At 74.0% G+C, this 14163-nt stretch carries 17 protein-coding genes; 5 read left to right on the plus strand and 12 right to left on the minus strand.

Annotated features, from left to right (window positions below):
- Positions 1–675, minus strand: a 675-nt coding sequence (locus RKE29_RS20570) for an ROK family protein (protein WP_312006959.1), incomplete at its 3' end; no start/stop codon positions are given.
- A 242-nt stretch (positions 676–917) separates the two neighbouring features.
- Between RKE29_RS20570 and RKE29_RS20575 the strand changes: the two genes are divergently transcribed.
- On the plus strand, positions 918–1904 hold the full coding sequence (locus tag RKE29_RS20575; protein WP_312006975.1) for a LacI family DNA-binding transcriptional regulator: 987 nt from the start codon (positions 918–920) through the stop codon (positions 1902–1904).
- A 12-nt stretch (positions 1905–1916) separates the two neighbouring features.
- Here the strand turns inward: RKE29_RS20575 and RKE29_RS20580 are convergent, their stop codons facing one another.
- Both RKE29_RS20580 and RKE29_RS20585 read right to left on the minus strand, forming a co-directional pair.
- Positions 1917–2693, minus strand: coding sequence for a GntR family transcriptional regulator (locus tag RKE29_RS20580; RefSeq protein WP_312006961.1), 777 nt, complete (start codon positions 2691–2693; stop codon positions 1917–1919).
- A gap of 2 nt (positions 2694–2695) precedes the next feature.
- Positions 2696–3238: a UTRA domain-containing protein gene (locus RKE29_RS20585; RefSeq protein ID WP_312006963.1), complete on the minus strand. Its 543-nt coding sequence runs from the start codon at positions 3236–3238 to the stop codon at positions 2696–2698.
- 102 nt (positions 3239–3340) lie between these two features.
- Here RKE29_RS20585 and RKE29_RS20590 point away from each other — a divergent pair, with 102 nt between their 5' ends.
- From RKE29_RS20590 to RKE29_RS20600, 3 genes are all read left to right on the plus strand, one after another.
- Positions 3341–3787, plus strand: coding sequence for an ATP-binding protein (locus RKE29_RS20590; RefSeq protein ID WP_312006964.1), 447 nt, complete (start codon positions 3341–3343; stop codon positions 3785–3787).
- A 91-nt stretch (positions 3788–3878) separates the two neighbouring features.
- Positions 3879–5003 carry an NAD(P)-dependent oxidoreductase gene (locus RKE29_RS20595; protein ID WP_312006965.1) on the plus strand — a complete coding sequence of 375 codons (1125 nt, stop codon included), beginning with the start codon at positions 3879–3881 and terminating at the stop codon, positions 5001–5003.
- A gap of 9 nt (positions 5004–5012) precedes the next feature.
- A complete protein-coding gene (locus RKE29_RS20600) occupies positions 5013–5555 on the plus strand; it encodes an NUDIX domain-containing protein (RefSeq protein ID WP_312006966.1) in 543 nt (180 codons plus the stop codon).
- A gap of 10 nt (positions 5556–5565) precedes the next feature.
- On the opposite strand, the gene RKE29_RS20605 is transcribed toward RKE29_RS20600, so the two are convergent.
- The 5 genes from RKE29_RS20605 to RKE29_RS20625 all read right to left on the minus strand — a co-directional run bounded on the left by RKE29_RS20605 (position 5566) and on the right by RKE29_RS20625 (position 10344).
- Entirely contained in the window at positions 5566–6825 is a 1260-nt protein-coding gene (locus RKE29_RS20605; RefSeq protein ID WP_312006967.1) for an aldolase/citrate lyase family protein, read from the minus strand.
- Positions 6826–6949: 124 nt separating this feature from the next.
- Positions 6950–7912 carry an electron transfer flavoprotein subunit alpha/FixB family protein gene (locus RKE29_RS20610; protein ID WP_312006968.1) on the minus strand — a complete coding sequence of 321 codons (963 nt, stop codon included), beginning with the start codon at positions 7910–7912 and terminating at the stop codon, positions 6950–6952.
- A gap of 142 nt (positions 7913–8054) precedes the next feature.
- Positions 8055–8840 carry an electron transfer flavoprotein subunit beta/FixA family protein gene (locus RKE29_RS20615; protein WP_312006969.1) on the minus strand — a complete coding sequence of 262 codons (786 nt, stop codon included), beginning with the start codon at positions 8838–8840 and terminating at the stop codon, positions 8055–8057.
- 229 nt (positions 8841–9069) lie between these two features.
- Positions 9070–9576, minus strand: a complete 507-nt coding sequence (locus tag RKE29_RS20620) for a flavin reductase family protein (RefSeq protein WP_312006970.1) — start codon at positions 9574–9576, stop codon at positions 9070–9072.
- 261 nt (positions 9577–9837) lie between these two features.
- The gene (locus RKE29_RS20625) at positions 9838–10344 is read right to left on the minus strand and encodes a thioredoxin family protein (RefSeq protein WP_312006977.1); all 507 of its coding nucleotides are present in this window, start codon (positions 10342–10344) and stop codon (positions 9838–9840) included.
- Positions 10345–10426: 82 nt separating this feature from the next.
- Between RKE29_RS20625 and RKE29_RS20630 the strand changes: the two genes are divergently transcribed.
- Positions 10427–10867, plus strand: coding sequence for a DUF4395 domain-containing protein (locus tag RKE29_RS20630; RefSeq protein ID WP_312006971.1), 441 nt, complete (start codon positions 10427–10429; stop codon positions 10865–10867).
- Between the two features lie 41 nt (positions 10868–10908).
- On the opposite strand, the gene RKE29_RS20635 is transcribed toward RKE29_RS20630, so the two are convergent.
- From RKE29_RS20635 to RKE29_RS20650, 4 genes are all read right to left on the minus strand, one after another.
- A complete protein-coding gene (locus RKE29_RS20635; protein ID WP_312006972.1) occupies positions 10909–11607 on the minus strand; it encodes a phenylalanine--tRNA ligase beta subunit-related protein in 699 nt (232 codons plus the stop codon).
- Positions 11608–11613: 6 nt separating this feature from the next.
- Positions 11614–12201: a transglutaminase family protein gene (locus RKE29_RS20640; protein ID WP_312006979.1), complete on the minus strand. Its 588-nt coding sequence runs from the start codon at positions 12199–12201 to the stop codon at positions 11614–11616.
- 73 nt (positions 12202–12274) lie between these two features.
- Positions 12275–13351, minus strand: a complete 1077-nt coding sequence (locus RKE29_RS20645) for a low specificity L-threonine aldolase (RefSeq protein WP_312006981.1) — start codon at positions 13349–13351, stop codon at positions 12275–12277.
- A gap of 110 nt (positions 13352–13461) precedes the next feature.
- The coding region (locus tag RKE29_RS20650; protein ID WP_312006973.1) for an SDR family NAD(P)-dependent oxidoreductase at positions 13462–14163 on the minus strand (702 nt) is incomplete at its 5' end.

A 14163-nucleotide genomic window follows, 5' to 3' on the forward strand; every position in this document is an offset into this window, starting at 1 on the left:
GCCCGCGTCGCCGTCCGGTCCGGGCCGCCAGCCGGCGGCGGCCGCGCGGCGGGCGATGGCGGGACCGCTGGCGAGGCGCTCCACGCAGCCGCGCGAGCCGCACGGGCACGGCTCGCCGTCCAGCTCCACGCTGATATGGCCGATGTGCCCGGCGTTGCCGGTGGGCCCCGGGTGGAGCCGACCGCCCAGGATCAGGCCGCCGCCCACGCCGGTCGACACCACCATGCACAGCGCGTCGGCGTGCCCGCGGGCCGCGCCCTGCCAGTGCTCGGCCGCGGCGATGGCCACGCCGTCGCCGACCAGGACGACCGGCAGCTCCCCGGCCCGCCGCCCGCCGCCGGCCGGCAGCCGCCCCGCCGCCGCGGCCAGGCCCGCCCGTACGCCCGCGACCAGGGGGAAGTCGCGCCAGCCGGGGATGTTGACCGGGCTCACGGTGCCGGTCGAGGCGTCGACGGGACCGGCGCTGCCGATGCCCACGGCGGCCACCCGCGACCAGTGGGGCGTGCGGGTGAGCGCGTCGAGCACCGCCGCGACCTCGCGCATCACGGTCGCCCCGGCCTCCCGCGCGGGCGTGGCCCGCCGCGCCCGCGCCACCAGCTTCCCGCCGCCGTCCACCAGCGCACCCGCGATCTTGGTACCACCGATGTCCAGTGCGGCGACGAGGTCACGGGGCATGGGCGTCGACTCTCCTGCCGGCCTGCGGGCCTGGTATCACGGGCGTGTCGCGACCAGTCTTCCCCGGGCGTGACAACGTTATCCAGCAGCTATGCTCATCATCCCTTCCCTCAGACATCTCATCGGCTCCTACGAAGACGTCTTATGAGGACGACCACCAGCGAGGGGACGAGCGCACCGTGACCGACATCCCAGGAGCGACCGCCGGCGCCGCACCGGTGCGCTACGGCACCCGTCCCACCATGAAGGACGTGGCGGCCCGCGCGGGCGTCGGCCTGAAGACGGTCTCCCGCGTCGTCAACGGCGAACCGGGTGTCACGCCGGACACCGAGCGGCGCGTGCGCGAGGCCATCACCGCCCTCGGCTTCCGCCGCAACGACAGCGCCCGCATCCTGCGCAAGGGCCGTACGGCGAGCATCGGACTCGTCCTGGAGGACCTGGCCGACCCGTTCTACGGCCCCCTCAGCCGCGCCGTCGAGGAGGTCGCCCGCGCGCACGGCGCCCTGCTGATCAACGGGTCGAGCGCCGAGGACCCCGAGCGCGAGCAGGAGCTGGCGCTGGCCCTGTGCGCGCGCCGGGTCGACGGCCTGGTCGTCATCCCCGCCGGGGACGACCACCGCTACCTGGCGCCGGAGATCACCGCGGGCATCGCCATCGTCTTCGTGGACCGCCCGGCCGGGCGCATCGACGCCGACACCGTGCTGTCGGACAACTTCGGCGGCGCCCGGGACGCGGTCGCCCACCTCATCGCGCACGGCCACCGCCGCATCGGCTTCGTCGGCGACCTGCCGCGCATCCACACCGCCACCGAGCGGCTGCGCGGCTACCACGCGGCGATGGCCGCGGCCGGACTGCCGGTCGACCCGGCGTGGGTGTCGCTCGGCTCCACCGACCCGGCCCGGGTGCGGGCGGCGGCCGAGGCCATGCTGTCGGGCCCGTCCGCGGTCACCGCCCTGTTCGCGGGCAACAACCGGGTGACGGTCACGGCCGTCCGCGTCCTGGCCGGCCGCCCCGGCCCGGTCGCCCTGGTCGGCTTCGACGACTTCGAGCTGGCCGACCTGCTGTCGCCCGGCGTGACGGTGGTCGCGCAGGACTCGGCCTTGCTCGGCCACACCGCGGCGGACCTGCTCTTCCGCCGCCTCGACGGCGCGGGCGGCGAGGCCCGCCGGGTGGTCCTGCCGACCCGGCTCATCGCCCGCGGCTCGGGCGAGCTGCCGCCGCCGGGGTGACGCGCACGGCTGTCACCGCGGCATCACGATCTCGTACTCGACCTCGTAGAGATGACCGGCCTTGGCCATGACGGTCGCCTCGACGGGACGGTCGTCGTCGCTGTAGACGACGCGCAGGGTCCGCAGCACCGGCAGATCGCCGGGCAGCCGCAGGAGTGCGTACTGCTCCTGGGTGGGCACCCGCGCGGAGACCCGGTCCACGCTGCGGCGGGGCGGGAATCCCAGGGAGGCCAGCAACGCGGGCGTGCCGCCCCGGATGCGGCGGCGCGCCATCATGTCGGTGCCCCGCGCGATGTCCAGCGGGTAGTAGGACGTGACCAGTTCCACGGGTTCGTCACCCAGGAGCAGCACCTGGGCGCGCAGCAGGGCCGTACCGTCTCCGGGCAGGCGGAGGGCTTCGGCGACGTCGGCGGGCGGCCGGACCTCGCCCACCTCCAGCAGACGGCTCGCACCACGCCGCCCGTGCCGGGCCGCCTCGGCCACCCACGGATACGGCTCCCCGGGCGCGGCCGGAGCCAGGTATGCGGCGGGCCGGACGGTGCGCTGCCGGTGCTCCCGTACCGACACGGCCGCCCCTGGCCGCCCGACGACCAGCCCCTCGTCTTTCAGAAGGCGCAGCGCCTTCTGCACGGTCGCGTTGGACGCGGTGAACCGCTCCTTGAGCCGCGCGGTGGAGGGCAGGCTGCCGCCGGGCGCGAGGTCACCCGACATGATCTCGTCTCGGAGATCGGCGGCGATCCGCTCGTGAAGGGAACGCGGATCGCGCTCTCCCTGGCCTTCCTCGTGCACCGTCACCCCATCGTCAGTTCGTACCGCAGTCGCCGCCGATGAGCGGGCATGGTCATCAAGTCTGCCTGGATCGGCCGGTCCTCCGCGTCGAGCGTGACCCGGGTCAGCGTCAACACCGGTTCGCCAGGGTCCATCCGCAGCGCGGCGCGTTCCGCCGTGTCCGGCATCCGCGCCTCCACGTCTTCGCGTACCCGTCGGCCGACGTGGCCGAGCGCGGCGAGCAGCGCGACCGCGCCCCCGCGGATCTTCGCGGTGCCGCACAGAGGCGTACCGGCGGCGACTCGGGCGGGGTAGTAGGTGTCGGTCAGCTCGACAGGCCGGTCGTCCAGGTACATGATCCGCCGCCGGACGACCACCGGGGAGTCCCGGGCAACCTCCAGGAGGTCCGCCACCAGGGCGGGTACGGGAACTTCTCCGGCTTGGACGATGCGCTGCGTACCGACGCCGCCCTGGGCGGCGGCCTCTGCCTGCCAGGGGTCCGGCTGCCCCTTCTCTGTCAGGCACACGTACGACAGCGAGGTGCTGACCCACCCGCCGTGTTTCATGGCTCCTCCTGCTTCTGTGACACAGGTGTGATCTTGCGGCTCTCCACAGTAAGTGGCTCAGAGACGGGCCACCCCATCGGGCGACTTTACTACCTTTCGCAAATGGCAGTACGGTTGTCGACGGTTGGCAGGCAGCCCGTACGCGAGGCGGTGGTCCGTATGTCCTTGACGCGCCAACAGGTCTTCCCCTGCCACAGCACATCCGTCAAGGCGGCCCGGGATTTCGTCGCCGATGCCCTGACTGGCTGGGGATACGGAGACCTGCTGGAAGAGGTCAGCCTGTGCGTCTCGGAGATCGCGACCAACGCCCTAGTCCACGGCGCGCCCCCGAGCCGGACCTTCGCCGTACGTCTGGAAGCTCGTGCGGATCTCGTACGCATCGAGGTCCACGACGACAGCGAGTTGCTGCCAGTGCCCTGCTCCACCGATCACTGCCGCGAGAACGGGCGCGGGCTGCTGCTGGTGAACGAGCTGGCCGACGGATGGGGCATCGACAAGCAGCCCGTGGGCAAAGCCGTCTGGCTCGCGTTCAAGTCCTCGGGGCAGTGATCGCCACACGCCACGGTGCGCGGCCGTGGTGACCAGCTCAACCACCCTAAGCCCCACAGAAGCGGGGCCCGTGAATGAGGAGTGAGCCACCGTGGAAGCTTTTGAGCGAGCCCGTCTCGACGCCTACTTCGGACGCATCGCCGCCCGCTTCGCCCCAGACGAGCGTCCGGCGTCTTTCCTGATCACTCACCTCCTACCGGAGCGCCCCGCGTTCGTGCGGGGTGTGGCGGGCGTGTCCGACCTGCGTGCCGTGCTTCCCAAGCCGAAGTCCGTACACGCCGAGGCGCTGCGGCAGGTGGAAGCCGACAGGCACGCGTGCGACAAGCTGTCGCGGGAGATGTTCGCCGAACCTGAGCGAGCCGTGCGGTACGTCGAGGCCCGCGCGCCCGGACAGCCGATCGTCCTTCTCGACGTGGGCGGGTACTTCGCTCCTTCGCTCGACGCCCTGTGCGACCGTCTGTCAGGCCGTCTGCTGGGCGTTGTCGAGGACACCGAGAACGGACACCGCCGCTACGCCAACTTCCGCCACCTGCCCTGCCCGGTCATCTCCGTGGCGCGGTCGCCGTTGAAGGACCCCGAGGACTTCCTCGTCGGGCAGTCGGTCGTGTTCTCGACGGAGGCACTGATGCGCGCCCGGGGCGACATCCTGCACGGCCGCACGGCGCTCGTCATCGGCTTCGGAAAGCTGGGAAGTTCCATCGCCCGGCTCCTGCACGCCAAGGGTGTTCGCGTCACCGTGTACGACATCGATCCGGTGCGCCGCACGCAGGCCTTATCGCAGGGCTTCGCGGTGGCGCGCGATCACGTGAGCGGGCTCGAAGACGCCGGGCTCGTCCTGTGTGCGACGGGTTCCCTCTCCCTGCGCGGCGAGGACTTCCAACGGCTGCGCAACGGTGCCTACGTCGCCACGGTCACCAGCAGCGAGGACGAACTCGAACTCGACGGTCTCCCGGACGTGTACGAACGCGCGTCCATCGGCGAGCACGTCACCCGATACCTGACGACCGGGCACTACTTCTACCTCCTCAACGGCGGCAACGCCGTCAACTTCCTGCACGGGGCGAGCGTGGGGCCGTTCATCCTCCTCGTACAGGCCGAAATCCTCGCCGCTGCCGCCGCCCTCGCACGCGGCGGCCTCGAACCCGGTATGCATGAGGTCAGCCCGAGCGACCGGACCGCCATCGCGGCCATGTGGCTCGACTACTTCAACCGCTAGGAGAAGCGCGTGCCCATCTCACCCGACCACATCCGTGAGACGGTCGACCACTACCTCGACGCCCATCCGGAGGACAAGCGGCGGCTCGCCCCTCTGCTGGACCTGCTCGACGCCGGAGCCGACCTCTCCTCGCGCAAGGAGTTCCGGGGGCATGCCACGGCCGGGGCGGTCCTCGCCGATCCCGCCGGGCGCGTGCTGTACATCCGGCACCTGGCTCTGGGCCGGTGGCTGCTGCCCGGCGGCCACCTCGAACCGGACGACACCCGGCTCATCGACGCGGCGCGCCGCGAGCTGACCGAGGAGACCGGCATCCCCGGAGCAGCCGTCTTCCCCGTCTCACCGCATCCCGTGCAGATCGACGTGCACCCCATTCCGGCCAATGACAGCAAGGACGAGCCGGAGCACCAGCACATCGACTTCCGGTTCCTCTTCCGGACCCGCGCCGACATCGGCGACCTCCAGACCGAGGAGGTTACGGCCGCCGCGTGGCGCGACGCCGACACCATCGCGGACGACACGCTGCGCGACCGCGTCGCGCGGGCGCTGACCTGAAGCCGGGCCGTCAGTCGCGTCCCGCCAGCGCCGCCAGCCGCGCGCGCGGCAGCCCCGTCAGGTGTTCGACCTCCGCCGCGTCGAGCGCGCCGCAGTCCAGGCCGCGCAGCAGGTGGCCGCTGAGGGCCCGGGCCGTGGCGGGTTCGTCCAGGACGGCGCCCGTGGTGCGGGTGACGTACGCGGCGAGGCGGGCGGCCGTCTCGGGCAGGGTCTCGCGGTAGAAGGCGTAGACGGCGGCGTAGCGGGTGGGCAGGTGGGCGGGGTGCATGTCCCAGCCCTGGTAGTAGGCGCGGGCCAGCGAGCGGCGGACCAGGCCGTAGTGCAGGCGCCAGGCGGCGTGGACCTGGCCTGCGGGGCCGACGGGCAGGACGTTGGTGGAGCCGTCGGACAGGCGGACGCCGGTGCCCGCCGCCGCGGCCTGCATGACGGCCTTGGCGTGGTCGGCGGCGGGGTGGTCCGGGGCCTGGTGGGCGGCGCTGACGCCGCAGGCGGCGCTGTAGTCGAAGGTGCCGTAGTGCAGGCCGGTGACCCGGCCCTCGCCCGCGTCGATCATGCGGGCGACGGTGGCGCGGCCGTCGGGGCCGAGGACGGCCTGGGGGGTCTCGATCTGGATCTCGAAGCGGATGCGGCCCGGCGCCAGGCCGCGGGCCTTCTCGAACGCCTCGCACAGCCGGGCCATGGCGGTGACCTGCTCGGCGTAGGTGACCTTGGGGAGCGTCACGACCAGGCCGCCGGGCAGGCCGCCGGCGTCCATCAGGCCGGTGAGGAAGACGTCGAGGGTGCGGATGCCGCGGTCGCGGACGGCCGCCTCCAGGCACTTGATCCGGATGCCCACGTACGCCGGGCAGGTGCCGTCGGCGACGAGGGCGGCGGCGCGGGCGGCGGCCGCGTCCTCCTCGGCGTCGGGGCGCGGGCCGTAGCCGTCCTCGAAGTCGATGCGCAGGTCCTCCACGGGCTCGCGGACGAGCTTGGCGCGCACCCGGGCGTACACCGGCCCTGCCAGGTCGCCGGGGATGCCGAGGACGTCCGCGAGGGCCGCCGGGTCGGGGGCGTGCGCGTCGAGGGCGGCGAGCGCCTGTTCGCCCCAGGCGCGCGGGGTGCCGGGTGCGACGCGGTCGGCGGGGACGTACACGGTGTGCACGGGCTGGCGGGTGCCGGGGTCGCCGGGGTAGCGGCGCGCCAACTCGGCGTCCACGCCGGCGAGGGAGGCGCCGATCGCGTCGCGTACGGCCCCGGGCAGGCTCGTGGGCGCCGCCCCGTCTCCGCCCATCCCGGCCGCCTTTCCGGTTCGTGGAATCCGCTGTCTGCCATCCGGCATACACGGCGCTCGGCCGCGCAGCCGTGAGGCCCCCGGGCGCGGCGCGCGCGGGGGCCTCACGGGTTGCTGCGGGAGGTCAGCCCTTGCGGGCCTTGATCTCCTCGGTGAGCTGCGGGACGACCTCGAACAGGTCGCCGACCACGCCGTAGTCGACCAGGTCGAAGATCGGGGCCTCGGCGTCCTTGTTGACGGCCACGATGGTCTTCGAGGTCTGCATGCCGGCCCGGTGCTGGATGGCGCCGGAGATGCCGTTGGCGATGTACAGCTGCGGCGAGACCTGCTTGCCGGTCTGGCCGACCTGGTTGGTGTGCGGGTACCAGCCGGCGTCCACGGCGGCGCGGGAGGCGCCGACGGCCGCGCCGAGGGAGTCGGCCAGGGCCTCGATGAGCGGGAAGTTCTCCGCCCCGCCCACGCCGCGGCCGCCGGAGACCACGATCGCGGCCTCGGTCAGCTCCGGGCGGCCGCTGGACTCGCGCTGGGTGCGGGAGACGACCTTGGTGCCGGTGGCCTGGTCGCTGAAGGCGACGCTCAGCTGCTCGACGGTCCCGGCCGCGGGCGCGGCCTCCGGGGCGGCCGAGTTCGGCTTGACGGTGATGACCGGGGCGCCCTTGGTGACGCGGGACTTGGTGGTGAAGGAGGCGGCGAACACCGACTGCGTGGCCACCGGGCCGTCGGCGCCGGCCTCCAGGTCCACGGCGTCGGTGATGATGCCGGAGCCGATGCGCACCGCGAGGCGGGCAGCGATCTCCTTGCCCTCCGCGGAGGACGGCACCAGCACGGCGGCGGGCGAGACCGCGTCGTAGGCGGCCTTCAGCGCGTCCACCTTCGGTACGACGAGGTAGTCGGCGAACTCGGGCGCGTCGGCGGCCAGCACGCGCACCGCGCCGTACTCGGCGAGCACCGGGGCGGCGGCGTCCACGCCGGCGCCGAGGTGGAGGGCGACCGGCTCGCCGATGCGGCGGGCGAGGGTCAGCAGTTCGAGGGTGGGCTTGCGGACGGCGCCGTCCACGTGGTCGACGTAGACGAGGACTTCAGCCATGGGGATCGTTCTCCTGCTTGAGCGTGAAAGCGGCGGGCGGTTCGTGCGGCTCGGCGGTGGCACTCGGCGTTCGGCTGAGCTGCGGCCCGGGAGGGCCGCCGGGCGCTCCCGGGGCGGCGTGCCGTCCCGGGGCCCGTCGGGCTCAGATGAACTTCTGGCCCGCCAGGAACTCGGCGAGCTGCTTGCCGCCCTCGCCCTCGTCCTTGACGATCGTGCCCGCCGTGCGGGCCGGCCGCTGCGCGGCCTCGTCGACCTTGGTCCAGGCGCCGTCCAGGCCGACCTCGCCCGCGTCGATGCCCAGGTCGGACAGGTCCAGGGACTCCACCGGCTTCTTCTTGGCCGCCATGATGCCCTTGAAGGACGGGTAGCGGGCCTCGCCGGACTGGTCGGTCACCGAGACCACCGCGGGCAGCGACGCCTCCAGCTGCTCGCTCGCGGAGTCGCTGTCGCGGCGGCCCCTGACCACGCCGTCCTCGACGGAGACCTCGGACAGCAGGGTGACCTGCGGGACGCCGAGCCGCTCGGCCAGCAGCGCCGGAACCACGCCCATGGTGCCGTCGGTGGAGGCCATGCCGGAGACGACCAGGTCGTAGCCGACGTGCTCGATGGCCTTGGCCAGGACCAGCGAGGTGCCCAGCGCGTCGGTGCCGTGCAGGTCGTCGTCCTCGACGTGGACGGCCTTGTCGGCGCCCATGGACAGCGCCTTGCGCAGGGCGTCCTTGGCGTCCTCGGGGCCCACGGTCAGCACGGTGATCTCGGCGTCGTCCGCCGCCTCGGCGATCTGCAGGGCCTGCTCGACCGCGTACTCGTCGAGCTCGGAGAGCAGACCGTCCACGTCGTCGCGGTCGACGGTCAGGTCCTCGGCGAAGTGCCGGTCGCCGGTGGCGTCGGGCACGTACTTCACAGTGACAACGATCCTCAGGCTCACGCCGGCTCTCCTACTGCATCGTCTGTTTCAGCGCCGTACTGCTGGCAGCATAGGCGCCGGGGCGGGTCCCGGGCGGTTCCGGTCGGGGCCGCCCATGCACCGAGCTCTTATATTACTCATCAGTAAAACAAGAGCGTTCCCGTGAGGCAAGACCACGGACTGTGACCTAGCCAACGAGAAGTGAACGACGCTCTCCTACGACGCCCGGACGGCGCCCACACGGCGGTCGTCAGTCGCGCAGCGCGTTGAAACGGCCCTGGTGGTAGAGGAGGGGACGGCCCGCTCCCGACGGGTCGCCGTGCAGCACCCGGGCCAGCACGACCCGGTGGTCGCCGGCCGGTATGCGGGCGACGACCTCGCACACCACCCAGGCCAGCACGCCCTCCAGGAGCGGCACACCCTCGGGCCCCGGCCGCCACCGGGTGGGCGCCCCGAAGCGGTCGGCGCCGCTGCGCGCGAAGGTCGCGGCCAGCTCCCGCTGGTGCTCGGCCAGGATGTGCACGCCCACGTGCCCGGCCTCGCGCAGCACCGGCCAGCTGGAGGAGCCGGTGCCGATGCCGAAGGAGAGCAGCGGCGGCTCGGCGGCGACGGAGGACAGGGAGGTGGCGGTGAAGCCGACGGGCCGCTCGCCGTGCGCGGTGATCACGGCGACGCCGGCGGCGTGGTGGCGGAAGACGGAGCGGAGGAGTTCGGGGGCGGCGGGCCGGGTCCTGTCGAGGTCGGGCGTTGCCGTCATGGACGTGTCCTTCTGCTGTGGAGTACGAGCCGTCAAGCCCCTTGCGAATCGCTGGTGGTGACGCCGGGGCGCGTCACGGGCGCGGACAGCGCGCGCTGGCGGTCCGCAGCAGGTCCACGTGCGCGCGTCCGTAGAGCAGGAAGCCAGGCCGCATGACGCCACAGTGACGACCCCGGCCGCGCATGGTCAAGTGTGATCCGGAATACGGCTCCGGATCCGCGGGACCGGCCGGACGCCCCGGAACCAGCCCCTCCGCCGCGCTCACACCGCCTCGCCCAGGGCCGCGATGACGTCCGCCCGGCGCGGCTGGCCGGACGCGCGGCGCACGATCCGGCCGGACGCGTCGAGGACCAGCACGGTGGGGGTGCGCCAGATCCCCAGGGCGCGGACCAGGTCCAGGTGCGCCTCGGCGTCGATCTCGACGTGCGCCACGCCGGGGACCATGCCCGCGACGTCGGCGAGGGTGCGCCGGGTGGCCCGGCAGGGCTGGCAGAAGGCGGTGGAGAACTGTACGAGCGTGGCGCGCTCGCCGAGCGCCGCGCCGAGGTCGGCGGCGGTCAGCCGGTCCGCCCCGGCGGCCTCGGACGCCTCGGCCGCGCCGTCCGCCCGCCCTGTACGGCGGTGCCCGGCCGCCTCGGACTCCGTACGGTCCGGTCCGCTCCCCCGGCGCACGCGCACCTCCCTGATCCGCCCGTCGCGGCGCCCGCGCAGCACCCCGAAGGCGCTCGCCGCCGCGAGCACCGCCGCGCACACCGCCAGTCCTGTCACCGTCATCGCCCCAGTGCAGCGTTCACAGGACCGCAAAGATTCCCGGGTCCCGTACGCGGCCGCGCTGCGCGATGCTGTGGGCGTGAGCGCAGACCATGTCACCACAGCCCCCGGCCGCGACCTCGTCGACGTGCGCGGCCCGCGGTTCGCGGCGGCCCTGACCAGTGCGGTGCTGGCGGCCGTGCTGGTCACCGGGAACCCCTGGCCGCTGGCGGCGCAGGCGGCGGTGTTCGCCGCGGGCGCCGCGGACCCGCGGTGGTCGCCCTACGGATGGCTGTTCCGGGTGGCGGTGCGGCCGCGGCTGGGCCCGGCGCGGGAGTTCGAGGACGTCCGCCCGCCGCGCTTCGCGCAGGCCGTCGGGCTGGCCTTCGCCGCCGTGGGCCTGGTGGGCTACGCCGCGGGGCCGCAGTGGCTCGGGGTGGCGGCCACCGGCCTGGCCCTGGCCGCCGCCTTCCTCAACGCGGCCTTCGGCTACTGCCTGGGGTGCGAGATGCACCTCGCGCTGCGCCGTGCGGCCGGCTGACGCGAGGCGGCGGGGCCGCGGCGCGAGGCGCCCTCGGCTCGTCAGCCGGTGACCGTCGGGCCGATCGCGACCCGGGCGCCCGGGCAGGCCTTCTCCAGGGACTCGGCGAGTTCCGTGGCGGCGGCCGACAGGCCGGCCGGGCCCAGCGGCGGCAGGCCCTCCAGCAGGAACAGGGCGCTGACCGAGGCGTCGGTCAGCCGGGTGCGGGTGCCCTGCCGCCAGTTCCAGCGGCGGCAGGTGACGCCCTCGTCGTCGCGCCAGACCACCTCCCCCGGCTCCGGATGCTCCACGGCCGGCGCGCCGCCGGCCGTGGTGGCGAACGGCTCGTCGCCCGCGGCCCGTACCAGCCGCATCCCGCCGCGGATGCGGCCCGGGTCCTCGCCGCCGACGGGGATCAGGTGGGCGGTGCTGACGGCGTTGTAGAGGTCCACCAGGCGGTTGACGCGGGGCAGCCCGCCGTCGGCGAGGGCCCGCCGGGCCAGCGCCTCGGCGGAGTTGCGGGTGCGCGACGGCTTGGCGCCGAAGGCGGTGTAGGCGACGCGCCAGGCCGCCACGTGCGGGTCGTCCTGCGGCGCGCGGCCGTCCAGGCGCTCGGCCAGGCGGCGCGTGGCCGCCTCCAGCAGGGCGGAACTCGCCGCGTCACTGGGCCCGTTGACGAGGCCGCGGGCCTCGACGGTGACATAGCGGAAGCCGGGCGCCAGGGCGGCCACGTCCGGGGAGACGGTCAGGGTCAGGACCATGGGCGATCAGTGCCTCGGGAGTTCGGTGGGGAGCGTCTGCCACAGGTGGGACCGGTCGACGGCCTCGCGCAGGCAGGTCAGCACGACCGGATGCGGTTCAGTATACACAACCGGATAGTCAATCTCATTGAACTCCGGCCGGACCTGCCACGCCAGCTGCTCCCGGTCGAGCCGGAACCGCGCGTCGACCCCGGGCTTGTTGCCCCGTGGGTCCTGCCGCGCCCACCGGCCGTGCCCGGGCAGGCGGAGCGCGATCAGGCCGTGCAGGGTGTCGAGCTTCTGGTAGCAGAATCCGGCGGGGATGCCCTCGGCGCGCAGTAGCGCGACCAGCGCGTGGCTCTTGGCGAAGCAGATCCCGTTGCGGGTGGCGAGCACCACCGAGGCCCGGCAGCTCACGCGCTCGTCACCGCTGTCCGCCGAGTGGGGGATGGTGTCGCGGACGAACTCGAAGGCCGCCTCTGCGTATGAGTATGCGTCGCCGGTTCGCGCCCGCAGCCGCGCGGCGGTGTCCCGCACGACCGGGTGCCGGTGGTCGACCACGTCGTCATCGCGCAGGTAGGCGGAGAGGTCAGGGGTGTCCTGGCGCAGCTCGATCATGCCGCGGGAGCCTAGCCGGACACCCCCCGCCCCGCAATGCATTTACGAATCAATGCATAGGTATGCGATATCAGGTCCGGTCCGTCTCCTCCCGGAGCGCGGCCAGGAAGCCGTCGACGTCCTCCTCGGTGGTGTCGAAGGAGCACATCCAGCGGACGTCGCCCGCCGCCTCGTCCCAGTAGTAGAACGGGTACCGCCGCCGCAGCCGCTCGCTCACCGTGCGCGGCAGCCGGGCGAAGACGGCGTTGGCCTGGACCGGGTGGAGGACCGTCACGCCCGCCACCGCCGCGGCCCCGTCGGCGAGCCGCCGGGCCATCGCGTTGGCGTGACGGGCGTTGCGCAGCCACAGGTCGCGGGCGAGCAGGGCCTCGAACTGGACCGAGACGAAGCGCATCTTGGAGGCCAGCTGCATGGACAGCTTGCGCAGGTGCGGCATCCCGCGCGCCGCCTCGGGGTTCAGGACGACGACGGCCTCACCGAACAGCATGCCGTTCTTGGTGCCGCCCAGGGACAGCACGTCCACGCCCGGCACGTTGGTGAACGCCCGCATCGGCACGTCCAGGGCCGCCGCCGCGTTCGCCAGCCGGGACCCGTCGAGGTGCACGGTCATGCCGCGCGCGTGGGCGTGCGCGCACAGGGCGCGGATCTCCTCGGGCGTGTAGACCGTGCCCAGCTCGGTGCTCTGGCTGATCGAGACGACCTGCGGCATGGCGCGGTGCTCGTCGTCCCAGCCGTACGCCTGCCGGTCCACCAGCTCGGGCGTGAGCTTGCCGTCCTCGGTGGGCACGGTCAGCAGCTTCAGGCCGCCGACCCGCTCCGGCGCGCCGCACTCGTCCACGTGGATGTGCGCGCTCTCGGCGGCGATCACCGCGCCCCAGCGGTCGGTCAGCGCCTGGAGGGCCACGACGTTGGCGCCGGTGCCGTTGAAGACGGGGAAGACCTGCGCGTCCGGGCCGAAGTGGCTGCGGATCACGCTGCGCAGGTGGGCGGTGTAGTCGTCGCCGCCGTACGCCGCCTGGTGGCCGCCGTTGGCCAGGGCCAGGGCGGCCAGCACCTCCGGGTGGGCGCCGGCGTAGTTGTCGCTGGCGAAGCCGCGGACCCCGGGGTCGTGGCGGCGGCGGGCGTCGGTCCGTACGTCGGACTCCACGGGGACGTCGGTCCGTATGCGGGCGTCGGTCCGTACGGGGGGCGCGGTCCGCGGGGCGGTGTCCGTACGGGAGGCGGCCGCCGCCGGCGCGGCGGTCGGCGTGGGAGCGGTCAGGGCTTCGGGGTCAGCCACAGGCGGGTTCCGTTCACTTCCCGGGCGGGCCGGTCCCAGACGCCGACGACGGCCTCGGCCAGGTCCCCCACGTCCGTGAAGCCCGCGAACGTCGCGTGCGGGCGCTCAGCGCGCATCGCGTCGTGCACCAGCGCCTTGACGACCAGGATGGCAGCCGCGGCCGCGGGCTCCTGCGCGCCCCCCAGCTTGCGGAAGGAGTCCGCGAGCGCCAGGGTCCACGCCTCGGCGGCGGCCTTGGCGGCCGCGTAGGCGGCGTTCCCGGCGGTGGGCCGGCTGGCGCCTGCCGCGCTGACCAGCACGTAGCGTCCCTTGCCGGAGCGGCACAGCGCGTCGTGGAAGGCCAGCGAGGTGTGCTGGACGGTGCGGATCAGCAGGCCGTGCAGGGTCTCCCAGTCGGCGAGCGGCGCGTCGGGGAAGGTCTTGCCGCCGCGCCAGCCGCCGACCAGGTGCACCAGGCCGTCGATCCGGCCGAACTCCTCCTCGGTCCGGCCGGCCCAGGCGCGGGCCGCGCCGAGGTCCAGCAGGTCGACCGTCTCGCCGGTGACGGTCGCGCCGCCGTGCGCGTACCGCGCGGCGTCGACGGCCTCGGCCAGCCGCGCGGCGTCCGCGTCGCAGGCCACGACGGTCGCGCCCGCGTCGGCGAGGCGGTGCAGCGCGGCGCGGCCCGCAGGGCCCGCGGC

The sequence above is a fragment of the Streptomyces sp. B1866 genome (assembly GCF_031932565.1).
Classification (GTDB): domain Bacteria; phylum Actinomycetota; class Actinomycetes; order Streptomycetales; family Streptomycetaceae; genus Streptomyces.